12 protein-coding genes are annotated in these 15,476 nt (G+C 52.0%); 11 read left to right on the top strand and 1 reads right to left on the bottom strand.

The genetic code is table 11. The annotated features are described in order from the left end of the window. Positions 1–72: 72 nt before the first annotated feature. The 7 genes from FP815_12485 (at position 73) to FP815_12455 (ending at position 7,361) form a co-directional block, all read left to right on the top strand. A complete protein-coding gene (locus FP815_12485; GenBank protein MBA3015745.1) occupies positions 73–1,452 on the top strand; it encodes an oligosaccharide flippase family protein in 1,380 nt (459 codons plus the stop codon). A gap of 3 nt (positions 1,453–1,455) precedes the next feature. Then, complete coding sequence (locus FP815_12480) at positions 1,456–2,214, top strand: methyltransferase domain-containing protein (GenBank protein ID MBA3015744.1); 759 nt, start codon at positions 1,456–1,458, stop codon at positions 2,212–2,214. A 37-nt stretch (positions 2,215–2,251) separates the two neighbouring features. Further along, positions 2,252–3,403, top strand: a complete 1,152-nt coding sequence (locus FP815_12475; protein MBA3015743.1) for a glycosyltransferase family 4 protein — start codon at positions 2,252–2,254, stop codon at positions 3,401–3,403. Then, complete coding sequence (locus FP815_12470) at positions 3,397–4,299, top strand: glycosyltransferase family 2 protein (GenBank protein MBA3015742.1); 903 nt, start codon at positions 3,397–3,399, stop codon at positions 4,297–4,299. The genes FP815_12475 and FP815_12470 overlap by 7 nt, the downstream gene beginning before the upstream one ends. Further along, complete coding sequence (locus FP815_12465; protein ID MBA3015741.1) at positions 4,296–5,519, top strand: glycosyltransferase family 4 protein; 1,224 nt, start codon at positions 4,296–4,298, stop codon at positions 5,517–5,519. The genes FP815_12470 and FP815_12465 overlap by 4 nt, the downstream gene beginning before the upstream one ends. Positions 5,520–5,612: 93 nt before the next feature. Then, on the top strand, positions 5,613–6,791 hold the full coding sequence (locus tag FP815_12460) for a glycosyltransferase family 4 protein (GenBank protein ID MBA3015740.1): 1,179 nt from the start codon (positions 5,613–5,615) through the stop codon (positions 6,789–6,791). 150 nt (positions 6,792–6,941) lie between these two features. Continuing rightward, positions 6,942–7,361, top strand: coding sequence for a response regulator (locus FP815_12455; protein MBA3015739.1), 420 nt, complete (start codon positions 6,942–6,944; stop codon positions 7,359–7,361). Here the strand turns inward: FP815_12455 and FP815_12450 are convergent. Continuing rightward, positions 7,327–9,951, bottom strand: a complete 2,625-nt coding sequence (locus tag FP815_12450; protein ID MBA3015738.1) for a hypothetical protein — start codon at positions 9,949–9,951, stop codon at positions 7,327–7,329. The two genes, FP815_12455 and FP815_12450, sit on opposite strands and share 35 nt — an antisense overlap. A gap of 772 nt (positions 9,952–10,723) precedes the next feature. Here FP815_12450 and FP815_12445 point away from each other — a divergent pair. The 4 genes from FP815_12445 (at position 10,724) to FP815_12430 (ending at position 15,193) form a co-directional block, all read left to right on the top strand. Beyond that, positions 10,724–11,266 carry a CBS domain-containing protein gene (locus tag FP815_12445; GenBank protein ID MBA3015737.1) on the top strand — a complete coding sequence of 181 codons (543 nt, stop codon included), beginning with the start codon at positions 10,724–10,726 and terminating at the stop codon, positions 11,264–11,266. Between the two features lie 17 nt (positions 11,267–11,283). Further along, positions 11,284–12,807: an SLC13/DASS family transporter gene (locus tag FP815_12440; protein ID MBA3015736.1), complete on the top strand. Its 1,524-nt coding sequence runs from the start codon at positions 11,284–11,286 to the stop codon at positions 12,805–12,807. Positions 12,808–12,821: 14 nt separating this feature from the next. After that, positions 12,822–14,105: a sodium:proton antiporter gene (locus tag FP815_12435; GenBank protein MBA3015735.1), complete on the top strand. Its 1,284-nt coding sequence runs from the start codon at positions 12,822–12,824 to the stop codon at positions 14,103–14,105. A gap of 347 nt (positions 14,106–14,452) precedes the next feature. After that, the gene (locus tag FP815_12430; GenBank protein ID MBA3015734.1) at positions 14,453–15,193 is read left to right on the top strand and encodes a GntR family transcriptional regulator; all 741 of its coding nucleotides are present in this window, start codon (positions 14,453–14,455) and stop codon (positions 15,191–15,193) included. The last annotated feature ends 283 nt before the right edge of the window (positions 15,194–15,476 follow it).

Here is a 15,476-nt window from a genome sequence, read left to right as displayed (position 1 = left end):
CTTCCCGATGCAGCCAGGAAGCCATGACCGCACGGTGGCCACGTGGCGCCAAATCCGTCTGCGGCAGACCACATGAAGATGCCTGCCTTTTTCAGCCAATTCAACGCATCATCGGACAAGACGATCCTGGTTCGCTTGCTTAAGAATTCCGCCTATCTGCTGAGCGGCAACACTATAGGTGATCTGTTCACCATGGCAGCCCTTGCCCTTACCGCCAGAAAGCTCGGCCCCGAACTCTTTGGCACCTTCGTGCTGATCCAGACCTACGCCCTTATTATGACCCAGATGCTTAATTTTCAATCCTGGCAGGCGCTTGTTAAATTTGGCGCGGAGAAGCTGGAGCATAAAAAGGATGATGAGTTTATGGAGGTGGTCTCTCTTTGCTTTCTGCTCGATGTCATGGTCGCCATTCTGGCGACACTGCTCGCTCTGCTCCTGGTCAAAAACGTAGCGTCCTGGTACGGTTGGGATCAAACCACTGCCACCATGGCCTCTGTCTACAGCCTAACCATCCTCTTCAGTGTAACGGACACAGCGATTGGCATCCTGCAGATTTCAAATAAATTCAAGCTTCTTGCCCTGCACAATACTCTTGTTGCCCTTTTCAAACTGAGCTGTGTTTTGGCCGCGTTCTTTTTCCAGGGCGAGCTATGGGTTTTCCTTTTCATCTGGATGGCATCCGGGGCCGTTGCCACCCTGCTCATCCTGGGCATGGGCTGGAAAGTTCTTGCCGCACGATTCAAACCCACGATTCGCCTGAACTCTCTCAAACCAGCGCTCACCAACAACAAAGGGATTGTCGCCTTTCTTGCGACAACCAACCTGCACAGCTCCATCCGCTTAACCTCCAGAGAGCTTGACGTGATGATCATTGGCGCCCTTCTTGGTCCTGCCAGCGCCGGGATAATCAAAATCGTCAAGCAGATTGCCTCCCTGTTCACCCGCATTACCAATCCACTCAATGACGCAATATATCCGGAACTTACCACCTTGTGGGCGGCAAAAGAAATCGACAAGTTACAAACTCTTATCCGCCAGTCGTGTGTAATCGCCGCTATCCCCTCACTGATTGGGTGGCTGGGATTCATCGTCATCGGCAAGCCTCTCATCATCTTCTTTTGGGGCGCTCCGTACGCCCCGGTTTTCCCCATCGCTGTTATCTATACCCTTGCCGTCCTGATCGCCCTTATCACCTTTTCGTTCCACCCACTGATGCTGGCCATGGGCAAGGCCGGTCAATCACTGCTGATCGTCACTGTCTCATCAGTCGCATATTTCCTGCTCCTCATTCCACTCATCAACAGAATTGATGTGTTGGGTGTCGCCGTCGCCTATTGCCTGTTCTATATCATTTGGTCACTCCTGATGGCAGGGCGCTTAAGCTATCACCTACGGCAGGCGCAACAATGCGACCAGGAGCTTGCCGTTGACCGCAAAAAAATAGTGCCCTAAAGGATGATCAAGTCTATGGCTGAGAACAAAGCCCAGCTCCAAGAACAGGAGTATATCTTTCCATACCACTACATCCCCCATATCAGGCAGGATGGTTCATTTTCGTCATCCCAGATCCTTGATTGGGGCTATGATTACTTGTGCTGCGTAAAACATATCGCCCAAACTATCATCTACCTCTCTCCTCAGACGATGCTTGATGTGGGCTGCGGTGACGGACGGCTGATCCATGAGCTTCAAGGCAAAGTAGAGCGCTTAGTGGGGATTGATTTTTCGGAACGCTCTCTACATTTCGCCCGGGGCTTCAATGAGCATGGAGAATTTCGATCTGCCGAACACGATGACATAATGGAAGAATTTGACCTGGTAACGGCCATTGAAGTGCTGGAGCATGTTCCGGATCATGAGGTCTCCGCTTTTCTGAAGAAGTTATCTCTGCGGGTAAAGCGTGGCGGATACCTGCTGCTATCGGTCCCTTCTATCGTGGCCCCCTTAACGCCAAAGCACTACCGACATTACACCTTAGAACTCCTGGAAGCCCAAGTTGCCGAAGCACAGTTGCCGGTCAGGATGATGAGCGCCGAATATTTAGTTCGCACCTGCCCGGCACTCAAAGGATTCATGCGCCTGACCATGAACCGTTTCTTCTCCCTCGAAGTTCGCTTGCTCCAAAAAATAATCTGGCATTATGTCTGGAATCACCTGCGGATAGCCAACCAAAAAACCGGCGGCCACCTGTTGGTCGCTTTTCAAAAAAATTAAGGGCCTCAATGACCCAGGCATCACGATCAAGACCACGATGAAGATATTCGTCATTACAGGAGATAAACTCAACACGGGAGGCGGCGGGATCACTCATCTCATCGAGACCTTTGAGGCCATCGAGAGGACCGGTAATGATATCAGGCTCTTTGCGCCCCAGATAAATTTTTCATCCCCATTGAGAGTGCACCGGATTTTTGCGCCTTTCACGGGCCTTTGGGGCGTAATCTTCTTTAACCTTTCCCTCTGCGTCACCCTATGTCGCGCCCTTATTGCCGACCGGCCGGACTGTATCTATACCCGGCAACTCTCCTACTCCTTTGTGCCCCCTCTTCTTGCCGGAGTGTTTCGAGTCAGGCATTGCCTGGAGGTCAATGGAGTCCTCTATGACGAGTTGCAGCTCATCAATGCCTCTCCCTCAAGGCTTGCCCTGATCAAAACCATCAGCAGAATCAACTGCGCCTTGACCGATAGAATCTCCGTTACCGTCCAGGAGACCAAACAGCGACTGATTACACTCTATGGAACCGAAGAGAGCAAGATTGAGATTATCCCCTGCGACGCCGCCAATCATCAGATTTTTCAGCCAGGCGATCGCAAAAGAGCCAGGCAAGCGCTTGGTCTCGGCGAGGACGATTTCATTGCCGGCTTTGTCGGCACCCTGTACGCATGGCACGGCATGGATCTGTTCCTGGCCGCAATCCCCCAGATTATCACCTCCGTAAGAAATTTCCGGTTAGTGATGGTCGGCGATGGGGTAGAGAGAGAAAGGCTTATCTCCCAGGCTCGGGAGTTGAAGATAGAGCGTCATGTAACTTTTACCGGGCTGATCCCTTACCAACAGGTCCCCACCCAGATCCAGGCCTTTGATGTCGGGATAAGTTTCTTTAAACCTGTTAGGCCAATTCCTGGGGTCCCCATGAAGATGTATGAGTATATGGCGTGCGGCATCCCGGTAATCGCCAGCAACTTTGCCGGATACGGCCCGGTAGTTTCTGAAATTGGCGCCGGGCTGGCAGTGGAATCGCAATCACCTGCTGAGATTGCCCATGCAATAAGCGCACTTGCCGGAGACCCGACGCAGAGGGAGGCCATGGCTCAAAAGGGGCGTCAGGCCGTGGAAGAGCGCTTCAACTGGCAAAGAGTGGGGGTTGAAGTCGAGAATTTTATCCGGAGGGCGCTATGCTGACTGGGAGCCCGCGTATCAGCGTGATCATTCCGACCTACAACCGGGGCGAGTTGCTGATCAGGACAGTGAACCATTTTCTTGAGCTTCTCTCGGGGGACGACGAACTGGTGATCATTGATCAAAGTGATACACCATCTCCGATTCTGCTTGAGATGCAGATCACGAACCGGCAACTTACCTATCTGCACATTAAAGAAAAAGGACTCCCCAACGCCAGAAATGTAGGTGTCCAGCACGCCTCCGGAAAAATTATCCTCTTTTGCGATGACGATACAATTCCGCAGCCTGGTCTTATCAATGCCCACGTCAGGGCCTATGACGATCCCACAATAGGCGCCGTGGCAGGCAGGGTCATCCTCCATGGGACTCAGCCGTGTTCCGACAGCGCCTTTGGCACCATTCGCCAGGCGGACTTCAGGATCATCGGCCACTTCAGCTCCATGGAGCGTAAACGTGTGGACCATTTCCAAGGGTGCAACTTCTCGGTGAGCCGACAGGTATTCCACCAAGGGGTCCTGAGTGACAAACGATTTGGAGGCACAGCCCATCTGGAAGAGAGCGATCTGGCCCTGCAGATAACTGAAAAAGGGTTCCGAATACTCTTTGAACCCGAGGCAGCCTTAGTGCATTTAATCCAAGCAGGGGGCGGCTGCCGAATGCCAGACATGGGCCGGTGGCTTTACTGGTACGGCCATAACTACATGCTGCTCCAATTAAAGCACGGCCGGCGTGTATTCCTGCCTTTTTTTGTGCTGGTCCGATTGACAAAACTTTTCTTGACCGCAGTAACCGCCAAGAATCCAGGCCTGCTCGTTAAGGGGGTACAAGGGTTGATCGACGGGGGCATCAGTTACTTCGGCCAAAGAGAGACTGTCTCACAGGTAAATGAACCATGAATACAATGCGGATTCTTTTTTTAGCCGACGTCCCGGCGGGCAAGCCCGAAAGCGGGGCAGAACAGGTTCTCTTCCAGCAGACCAAGGGCTGCGCAGAGGCAGGGCATGAGGTTTGCGCCATCACCCGCCGCCATAGAGGAGGCTCGGATCTCCTCCTCCATGATTGGGGGCTTCTCGAAGGAAGCTACCCAGCCGACCCTGGCCACCCTTTAAGCTTTTTCGCCGCGTTACACCGTGACCCGCAAAAGCTGTACCACGACCTCAGCCAGCAAGGAAGATTCCATGCACTGGTGGCCCATCAACCATTCACCTGCCTGCCTCTGCTCCTGAGCGGCGCAATCCGCTCAATTCCCCTGCTCTACGTCTTCCACTCTCCGGGACATGAAGAATATCTGCTTGCCAACCAAAACTCCCCTCAGTGGAAGACTACGCTGCCCGCCCTGATCCGTCGCGGTATCGAGGCCTATGTCATCCGTAAAGCTAAGCGAGTCATGGCGCTTAGCGACTACATGGGCCGTAAGGCGGCCAGCATCCACGGCATCAAGCCTGAACAGATTCTTATTAATCCCGGCGGTGTCGACCTTATCCGCTTCAGCCCGCCTACAGATCGCAATACACTAAAAATCGAGATGGGCTGGCCCCCAGACCGCATCCATCTCCTCTCGATCCGCAATTTTGAACCGCGCATGGGGCTAGACGCCCTGGTGAGGGCCCTGGCCAGGCTCAACCGGCACGGACCTCGATATCACCTGACCCTGGGCGGTGACGGCCCGGAACGGGACAACCTGATCCGCCTGGTTCATGAACTGAATCTGGAACGGGTCGTAACCATGACAGGATTCATCCCCGACCACCAGATGGCACGCTGGTACGGCAGCGCCGATTTTTTTATCCTGCCGACCCGCAGCCTGGAAGGATTCGGACTGGTCACCCCTGAGTCCTTAGCCTGCGGCACCCCGGTCCTTGGCACCCCCATCGGGGGAACAGCCGAGATCCTCTCCCGCTTTGATAACCGCTTCCTGTTTCACGACTCTTCCCAGGAAGCCATGGAGGACGGCATCACTCAGGCCGTAACCGATTTCCCCCTGCGTACACAATCCTATCAACAACTGAGAGAGGATTGCCGTAACTTCGCAAGCAATCATTATGCTTGGCAGCGGCACAACGAGCTGTTGCTAAGCACATTAACAGCGCTGACAAGGCCACAGGCAAGATGCTAAATCCTACCAAAGATTGTGAAATCCTTGCCCCAGCCATCTCCCTTCGGTTCCACTCAAGGGGCGTTTCCTGATAAACCAATTCGGAAGACAGTCATGCACACCATCATTCATGTCATCACCCGCCTCGACATGGGAGGCTCCGCTCAAAACACCCTGCAGACCTGCCTGGGCACCGCCAACCGGTACCGGGTGATGCTGGTCCACGGCCTGTCGGAAGAGTCGGCCATGACCGAAAATGAAACAGCCTCGGTTCTCCGACAGACCGAGGCAGCAACCAAGCGGGGGGTCGTCTTTCACCCCATGGCCGCTCTGATCAGAAAAATCTCTCCCTGGCAAGACCTCCTGGCTTTTTTCACCCTCTGGTGGCTCTTTATCCGGGAGAAGCCGGCAATCGTCCACACCCACACATCAAAAGCCGGCATCATTGGCCGACTCGCCGCCTGGCTGGCCCAGGTGCCGAATATCATCCACACCCCCCATGGCCATGTCTTTTACGGTCATTTCAGCGCGAGAACAGCCAAAACCTATCTCATTATCGAAAAAATATTCTATCATATCACAGACTACCTTGTTGCCCTGACCCACGGGGAACGCAATGACTATCTCAGATTGGGGGTGGGCAAAGCAGAACGGCTGGTACTGATTCACAGCGGGGTTGAACTTGAAGAATTTCACCAGGCGGGACGGTTAAACCATCCAGAAGAAATTAAAAAAAACCTTGGCCTGTCGAGGACAGAAAAAATCGTCGGCACAGCAGGCTGGCTCCTGCCAATCAAGGGCCCCCTGGTGCTGCTTGCAGCCATGGGCAGGGTATGGCAACGTTACCCTGAAGCGGAATTGGTCTATGTCGGCAAGGGAGATCTTGAACAGGAAATTCGTGATCGGGCCAAAAGCATGGGACACCAAAGCCAAGTCAAGCTGCTGGGCTGGCGATCCGACGTCCACACCATCATGGGACTATTCGACTGCTTTGTGCTTCCCTCTCTCAACGAAGGAATGGGGAGAGTCCTCGTCGAAGCGATGGCCGCCAACTGTCCGGTCGTGGCGTCAAATACCGGAGGCATCCCCGACCTGATCAGCCATGACGCCAATGGCCTGTTAGTCCCGCCAAACGATGAAAAATCCCTGGCAGAGGCCATCCTGAGAGTTCTTGACAATCCTGAACTGACAGACCGACTGAGGGCTGAGGGACAAACGGTGTGCCAGCGCTACAGCCTGACGGCGATGCTTGAAAAGCTCCACCAACTCTATGCCAAAGTGCTTAACAAGTGAATATCCCAATGGGCAAACACCCAGATACCACCGAAAAGTGTACCTCTCGCCACAATAAACCTTCAAAAAAATGGCGCCACCTTACTTTTCTCGGTACAATAATTCCCTAAAAGACATTACTCTCACTGAGTGCATAGGAGAAACTAATTAATGAATGATGCCCAAGAAAAAATCCGGATATTACTGGTTGATGACGAACAGGACTTTCGCACAACCTTGGCCACCAGGCTGCGACTTAGGAATCTGGATGTAACGGAAAAAAAAAGCGGCGAGATGGCCATCCTAGCCATGGGTGAGCAGTCATTTGATGTGGTGGTTCTCGATATCCGGATGCCGGGGATGGACGGCATCGATACCTTACGTCACATGAAGAGCATTCAACCAACAACAGAAGTCATTCTGCTTACCGGCCATGCCTCGGTCGAATCCGGCATCGACGGCATGCAGCTCGGGGCCTTGGACTACCTGATCAAGCCCTGTGACATTGCCGAGTTGGTCCTGAAGATTGAAAGTGCCCACCAGCAAAAACTCCGATTCAAAAGCCCCTCCCCGTCAAATGATCACGGATAAAGTCCTCGATAAACATATCGGTAACGGCATCGTTGAACATCACCATGTCGAGTTGCTTGGTATAAACCGTCAATTTGCCCATTATTTCCACACATTTCTCTATATCCTCCCGCCGATATTTGGTAAGCATCGCATTAATAACGTCGTCGACAACATCCACCCGAAAATGCATCTTTTTCAGTAGTTCCTTAATCAGCCGCACCCTTCGTAACTTACGATCTGGAGATGCCCCTCCGCCCTTGAAGAAATATTTGATATAGTTGTCGTTGATATTCTCGCTTGCATACGCCTCGACCATGGAAAAATGATATCCGAGTTTCAAGTTGAAATTCATATAGTGGCTGGCGGTGATGGCATAACTCTTCGACTCCGGCTTGTTTCCCCGTCCCTTTGCCGACAACGCATGCAGGAAGCGCGGAAGGACTTCATTCTGTCCCGGAACCGATTGCGGCCACTTCATTGAACAAAGTCCCCTCATAAAGGCATGAAAAGGATCCGATGAAATATCCTTGACAGAAACAGTGCCTTTGTTGCTCTGCAGACCACGATCGAGATCAAGGACATGCGTTGTCATCGGAATATCGATCTTGAGATCGCTTGCCTGGGATCGCAACGATTCATCACCGGCATCAGAAAAAGTCACTGCCTTCATCAAATCTTCGAAACAGTTTATCTCCTGAGGCCGCCCGCTCATAAAAATGATCTCGGCCATGGCTTTTTCATGGATGAACCTAGTGATATCATGCATGGTCAGACAACACTCCTGCCGGAAATTATCGCTATCTGGATCAAGTAGATTGAGTGGCACAATATGTTTAAGTGTTTTCTCCAAGATCCTGGATTGACGGGTGTTCTTACGCAGCGTTCGACGCAAATCAACGTTCCTGCCATCGGCACACAACTCCTCTACCAGCCCCTGATAGATGATGCCCCTCGTAGCATCCACGGTCAACTCCATTCCTTCTTCAATACATTGTGTCGCGATCCTGGTTTCGAGAAGAGTCGGAATACCATATTCCCGGGACAGCAGCGCCATGTGACCGGTAATACTGCCAACATCAGTAACAATTGCTGCGGCCCGGCTCATAACGGTAATAAACTTAGTCGAGGTGTGATGGGCGACCAAAACGGCGCCATCAGGAAAATCCCGTAACTCCTCCTCTTCACGCAAGATAAAAGCTTTACCGCAGGCAACCCCTTTGCAGGCAACAGCAGCGCCGCTGATCAACACCGGATAGTTGTCCAGCATTGGAGAAAGAGGCGAGACGACAGGATCACCAGCGTCAAAGTGGAGAGGACGACTTTGCAGAATAACAAGCCGGCCCTCTTGATCAAGAGCCCACTCAATATCCTGAGGAGTGGCATAATGGCGTTCAAGGGCACAGCCATAGGCAGTCAGCAACCTGAGCTGCTCCCCGGTGAGACAGGCGACTCTCCGAAGACTCAGCGGAACCTGGCGTTCAACAACCCCCTTATCTTCATCGCAGACAACCATTTTTTCCTGGTCAGGGATTGTCATCGTTACCAGAGAGCCGTCATGCTTGGAAACGATAAAAGAGTGAGGGGTGGCGGCTCCATCCACAACCAGCGTCCCCAATCCCCACACGCCATTGATAATAACGGTATCGTCAGCAGCTCCATCGAAATTACGGGTATACATCACGCCACCCGCCCTTGCTTCGATCATCTGCATTACGCCTACAGACATCACCATATCTTCGTCAGCAAAGCCCTTGGACTTGGAATAATACAGCGCCCGGGGTGAAAAGAGACTGGCGACAACTCTCTTGTAGCACACGGCAATCTCTTCGGGAATGACGTTGAGGAAGGTGGCGTACTGCCCGGCAAAGGTAAACTCGCCATCTTCATAGAGGGCGCTGCTGCGCACAGACACCTTCCTGATAATTTCACTCCCTGCCGCTGACCTCTCAGGCGAAAACATGGCCGCAACCTCCTGCCTAATCGCCTGAACGAGATCATCGGGTAGGTTTTCCCGCATGATGATCTCGTGAATCTGCAAACTTATTGATGCGAGTTCTGCAAAATCTTCAACGTCCAGTTCCTTCAGCAAAAGGGTGATGGCGTCACGCAGACCGTTCTGATCCATGAAAACTCGAAAAGCATGAGAACTAACGGCAAATCCCGATGGAGTCGGCAATTGCAATTGGCTACAAATCTCGCCAAGATGGGCATTCTTATGGCCGGCAACCAGAGACGAATCTCTGGTAAGATCTCTCAAATCGATAGTCAACGGACTTACCGGAATAATGGTCGTAGTGTTTAATTCTTGCCAAATCCTCTGAGAGATTTCCTCGTGGACAGAAAAGAGATGCGCATATCTCTTGTTTGAAAGGGTATTGATGTTGGTGACGAGCTTGTACACCCCCGCTGTTATTCCTTGAACCGTGGAACGGATATAATTCCAGTCACAGGGAGATTCCCCTGCCCATTGTTGCTCAAGTTCGCTCATCAAGGTGAGGGTACGGTTATTCTCCGCCAGAAGATCCTGGAAAGTACGATAGTTATTCCTGAGGGTCTCTGTGAGAGCGTCCTTTTTTTTGGTCTTCGCGGGAAAAAATGAAAATGCCATCAAAATCACCAATACTCCGCTCCATCGGAGCGACCAAGGCGGCAACGCCTCTTGTTAAACCAAAATTTGTCTTCCGCGTAACAGACCGGGATCAAATCAAAATCAGAGTCTCACCCAACTATTGCCAAGAAAAACCTTTACCTCACCCTCTGCACGAACACCATCCATATGGGTCAGAGAATCCATCCAACTGAGACGAATAGGGGAGTGCATGGTACGGTTTTTTCTTGAAAATCGGAAGGGGAAAAAACTAACAACAAGGGTCAACACATAATTTATAAAAAACCCTTGACTTCGATAAAGCTATATCATATTCTCTTCATTATTATTATATTCATTATAATGAAATACATCCTAATGAATATAATAATAATGATTTATGGCCGAGCCCTAAACCCGCCACTCAAGCATTTAAGCGGCCCCTAGCTCTGATGGTCTCGCAAAAAGTCACGGGATGGCTAAGCAAAAGGACCGATATACAAGGCGCAGTGTACTTTTGCGAATGAGGCCACACATATGGTGTGCCGAATGAGCAAAAGTGCGCTGCAACGCAGTAGATCGGGCTTTTTGCGACGCCATCAGCTCTGGCACAGCACGCCCACAAGAGCAGGCTTATTGAAAAACAGATACGCGAACTCCGAGACGTCGGATGAGCTGCTGCTAAGTTACAAAAAACCAGGGGGAATGATCGTGAGTACCCAAAAGCTTAACGGCAAGAAAGGGGTCCCCTTCCCTTTCCCACCCATCCGTGAGGCATCACAAAGGAGGCGTTATGGCGCAGTTAAAAGTTGTCAAAGATATCATGCTCGATGTGTTCAACTACCCCCACCTGCCCTACTGGTTTACAATTCGGCAGGCGATAGGGATTGCCAAAAAAGTATTCATGAACGGCGAAAGCAAATGCCATGATCCCATGACGATTCTCGTCTTTGACGAGAAGTACAACCTCATGGGGACGTTAAGCCTTAAAGACATTCTCAAGGGACTCGAACCCAGATTTCTGCAACCGGTAACAACCGCGCAGGTGCCGGAAGAGGATGAAAGCGGTCTTGCCCTGCTGTGGGAAGCCATTTTCACCGAAAATGCGGCAGCCATGGCCGACCAGCCGGTCGGCGAGGTACTCACCCCAGTCAAACATTTCGTTAGGCAGGATGATCCGATAACCAGGGCCGCGCACACGATGATCCATAACGATCTCCTCCTCCTCCCAGTCCTGGATGACAATAAGTTTGTGGGAGTAGTGCGGATGATCGAAATATTCGATGAACTTTCAGGCGTAGTTCTCACGGGAACAGACGCCGGCACAAAAAGCTGATACAGGGAGGAACAGATATGTCCAACAATGAAAAATCAATGCAACACGAACTACCCCAACCTCCGACGCAGATCGTTATCGCCACAGAGGCAAAAGAGCCGTTTGACTGGAAGAGGGTGTTTTTCATCTTCCTCGGCTTAGGAATCTTTCTTCTCATCTATTATATGCCGCCGTGGAAGGATGCGATTGATCCTGGCGGCAAGGCATTTCCCTTATCGGTAGAAGGAAAGGGCGCCATCGCCCTCTTCTTGATGGCAGGCATCTGGTGGGTGTTTGAGGTGATCCCGATCGGTGCAACCGCACTTGCAATCGGGGTATTTCAGGGCCTCTTCGCCATTCGACCGGCAAAAGAAGCATTCAAGGATTTCATGGATCCCTCGGTCATGTTTATCTTTGGCTCGGTGGTAGTAGGCCTTGCCTTCACCAAGTCCGGGCTGACTAAACGTCTTGCGTATAAGATGCTCGAGGTCGTTGGAGAAAAAACCAGCATGATTCTTCTCGGGTGCTTTGTCGTCACGGCGGGACTTGCCCACTTCATGGCACACACTGCGGCTGCAGCCACGGTCTTTCCCATTCTCATGGCCATCTATGCGCTCTACGGCGAAGGAGATAAACCGACAAATTTCGGCAAGGCCCTTTTCATCGGCATGGCCTACTCTGCGGGAGCAGGCAGCATCATCACCTTTCTGGGCGCCGCTCGCGGTCCGGCGGCAGCAGGCATGTTCAAGGAGTTCACCGGTCGGGACATCCCCTTCTTCGATCTCCCCCTCTACATGGGCATCATCGGCTGGGCCATGGTCTTTCTTATCTGGGCGATTCTGATGGTCTTCCTTAAACCGGAGAAGAAGACCATTCCAGGCCTGCGTGACAAGGTCAAACGACTGTCCAAGGAACTTGGCCCCATGAACTTTAACGAGAAATTCGTCATAGTCGCCATGCTCCTCGTCGTGGTGGTTATGGCACTCCAGTCCTTCGTGCCGGCGCTGAAATCTCAAGACCGGGCCTCAATCATGCTGCTGTCGACACTGCTTTTCTTTCTCTTCAAGGTCTTGACCGTCAAAGAACTTGAAGATATCCCCTGGAACATCATCCTCCTTTTCAGCGGGGCCATGAGTATCGGTTTCTGCCTGTGGAAGACCGGCGCTGCCCAGTGGATGGCGGTGAACTGGCTGGTAATGTTCCAGAATGCGCACTGGCTCGTCTTTATCCTCAGCATCGCTTTTTTTGTGCTGCTAATGACAAACTTCATCATGAATGTGGCGGCAATCGCCATCTCACTCCCGGTATCCCTGGTCATCGCCCCCTACCTCGGGGTAGCGCCGGACGTCATCTTCTATGCCTCCCTGGTGACCGCCGGCATGCCGTTTGTACTTTTGATCGGGGCAGCGCCGAATGCTATCGCCTATGACTCAAAGCAGTTCACCACCGGTGAATTCTTCAAGTATGGAATCCCGGCAAGCCTGATCCTCATGGTGGTGCTCGGCATCGCCATCGTCACCTTCTGGCCGCTGCTCGGCATGCCAATCACCATTGCCAAATAACAGGAGAACCTACCATGATGACCATGACTGCTGTTGTTTTCGTGCTCTGCTACGCACTGATCGCTCTTGAGCACCCCATCAAAATCAATAAGTCCGCCACGGCGCTGATCGCAGCCGGCCTGATGTGGACGCTCTACTCCTTTGCCAGCCCCTTGGGCGTTGAAAGCGTTATCCACCAACTGACTGAGAAGCTGGCTGAAACCGCAGCCATAGTCTTCTTCCTCATTGGCGCCATGACCATTGTCGAAGTAACCGACTCCCACGGCGGTTTCGAGGTCATCACCTCACGGATCAAGGCCACCAAATTATCGAGCCTGCTCTGGATCATCGGCTTTATCACCTTCTACCTCTCTTCCATCCTCGACAACATGACCACCACCATCGTCATGATTGCACTGATGAAGAGACTGCTCAAGAATCACGACCAGCGCCTCTTCTTCGCCGGCATTATCGTCATTACGGCCAATGCCGGCGGCGCCTGGTCGCCCATTGGTGACGTGACCACCACCATGCTCTGGATCGGGGGGCAGATCACCACACTCAACATCATCAAGGGCGTCTGGCTTGCTTCGGTAATAAATGCAGTGATTCCACTTGCCGTGGCCTCATTTTTCCTTAAAGGCAATGTTGTGCCTCCGGACCAGATAGACAGCAACCACGGTCACGGTTGCACCCAATTTGAAAAGACCTTTATGTTCTTCATGGGCATGGGATCGCTGATCTTTGTGCCGATCTTCAAGTCAGTGACCCACCTGCCTCCATATCTTGGCATCCTCTTTTCACTCGGGGTGCTATGGCTCACCGCCAACCTCCTCCACCGACAAAAACAGCCGCAAGATAAGGAGCACCTCACCCTGACCAAGGCCCTGAAACGCATCGACATGGCCTCGGTGGTCTTCTTCATCGGCATTCTGCTTGCCGTGGCCACCCTCTCCGCAAACGGCATGCTGCCGACACTCGCCAAGATGCTCGACACTCAACTCGGCAACCAGTCGTTGATCGTCATTATCATCGGCCTTGTTTCCGCCATTGTGGATAACATCCCGCTCGTAGCCGCATCCATGGGCATGTATCCGCTCGCTCAGTACCCACCCGACTCCTTTTTATGGGAGTTCATGGCCTATTGCGCTGGGACAGGCGGCTCAATCCTTATTATCGGTTCGGCCGCTGGCGTTGCAGCCATGGGGCTCGAAAAAATCGAGTTCTTCTGGTATGCCCGGCGTATCGCCCCGCTCGCGCTCCTGGGATATTTCGGCGGCATAGGGGCCTATATTCTTCAATACACCTTGCTGCACTGAAAGATCATCCGTCCTTATTGTCAAGATACCGCGCTCATCGAGTGCTGCATCTTGACAATAAGGCACTCCCGTCACCATTTTCACCCCTAACAGTTCCTCGCCCCCGCCCCACCACAGTCTCACTCCCTCCTGAGTTCAGAAACAACTTGGCTGACACATCCTGCAAGGCCGCCATGACGGCACGCCTTATAATCACCTCACCAAAAACCTCAGAAAGTCCTTGACAGAAAAGGCGATGATCGCCTAAGTTATGATTATAATTAATTTAAGTTATAATCAATATACTTATAATCATATCATTATAACAATAACATACATTATACACTTACAGAACAACACGAGCAGGCATGAGACTAACAAAAGCCATTGACCGAGACAGACCCAAAAAACTCCACGTACAAGTACTGGAAGCCTTGCGCGATGAGATCGAAAACGGCAAATGGCAGATCGGCGCCCAGATCCCGATCGAAGATGAGCTGTGCCGGGAATTCAATGTCAGCAAGGCAGTCATCCGGCAGGCGATCCTCGACCTCGTCAGACAGGGGTATCTCATAAGGCACCAAGGCAAAGGGACCTTTGTCTGCAAAAAATCGCCCCCTCCTGGAGTAACGATGTCCACCTCTTTTGAAGAATTGATGCTGGAGGACGCAGCATCTTTCTCCTGTAAAATCCTGGCCCAAACGGCCATGACCCCCCTTGATCATATCGAGGAAAAACTCGGTTCTGAAAGCGGACATCATGTCATCTATATCAAACGGTTACTGTCAGTCGGCACAGACCCGGCGCTCCTGGCAGAATCCTATATTCCCTACCGCACCTGTCCCGAACTCCTTCGCGAAGATCTCACCGACAAGAACATTGTCGAGGTCGTCGAGAAAAAGTACAAGACCCCAATCACCAAAATCAGGATTTTTATTGATGCCGAGATCGCTAATGACAGCGAAGCAGAGCTACTTGACCTTGACAAGGGCTCCATGGTCATGGCGCTTGAGCAGCACTTCTATTCTGGAACGACGCGGGTGATGTACATGCGAATCATCAAGAGGACTGACAAAGCACGCTTTTTTAGAGAATTTGACAAAAATTAGCGACAGACCGCTATAACTGACGATTATACCATTGAAGGCAACCGCCTCCACCTGAATGATTCACTTTTCTCGCCAGCCGCCACAATTCCTCTTCAACTATCTTCTGCCAAGTCTCCTGCCGCCATGCTGCCCGTCTCGTCTGGCTCTTTACAGCTGGTACAAAAAAAAGTAAACGTTCTCCGGGCACCCCATCTACTTTGTTAGCGGCCTGCTCATGTGCAACTGGCACACTTCGCAGACCGCTTTATTGACCGACGAAGCGGGTCAATATAAATCGCGCAGG

This window comes from Desulfobulbaceae bacterium (assembly GCA_013792005.1).
Classification (GTDB): domain Bacteria; phylum Desulfobacterota; class Desulfobulbia; order Desulfobulbales; family VMSU01; genus VMSU01.
Note: the sequence above shows the minus strand (reverse complement) of the source record. Positions and strands in the feature narration are given on the sequence as shown.

Excerpts from the sequence above, each read along its gene's own strand:
- FP815_12485 (MBA3015745.1), top strand. The coding sequence starts at position 73 with ATGAAGATGCCTGCCTTTTTCAGCCAATTCAACGCATCATCGGACAAG.
- FP815_12480 (MBA3015744.1), top strand. The coding sequence starts at position 1,456 with ATGATCAAGTCTATGGCTGAGAACAAAGCCCAGCTCCAAGAACAGGAG.
- FP815_12475 (MBA3015743.1), top strand. The coding sequence starts at position 2,252 with ATGAAGATATTCGTCATTACAGGAGATAAACTCAACACGGGAGGCGGC.
- FP815_12470 (MBA3015742.1), top strand. The coding sequence starts at position 3,397 with ATGCTGACTGGGAGCCCGCGTATCAGCGTGATCATTCCGACCTACAAC.
- FP815_12465 (MBA3015741.1), top strand. The coding sequence starts at position 4,296 with ATGAATACAATGCGGATTCTTTTTTTAGCCGACGTCCCGGCGGGCAAG.
- FP815_12460 (MBA3015740.1), top strand. The coding sequence starts at position 5,613 with ATGCACACCATCATTCATGTCATCACCCGCCTCGACATGGGAGGCTCC.
- FP815_12455 (MBA3015739.1), top strand. The coding sequence starts at position 6,942 with ATGAATGATGCCCAAGAAAAAATCCGGATATTACTGGTTGATGACGAA.
- FP815_12450 (MBA3015738.1), bottom strand. The coding sequence starts at position 9,951 with ATGGCATTTTCATTTTTTCCCGCGAAGACCAAAAAAAAGGACGCTCTC.
- FP815_12445 (MBA3015737.1), top strand. The coding sequence starts at position 10,724 with ATGGCGCAGTTAAAAGTTGTCAAAGATATCATGCTCGATGTGTTCAAC.
- FP815_12440 (MBA3015736.1), top strand. The coding sequence starts at position 11,284 with ATGTCCAACAATGAAAAATCAATGCAACACGAACTACCCCAACCTCCG.
- FP815_12435 (MBA3015735.1), top strand. The coding sequence starts at position 12,822 with ATGATGACCATGACTGCTGTTGTTTTCGTGCTCTGCTACGCACTGATC.
- FP815_12430 (MBA3015734.1), top strand. The coding sequence starts at position 14,453 with ATGAGACTAACAAAAGCCATTGACCGAGACAGACCCAAAAAACTCCAC.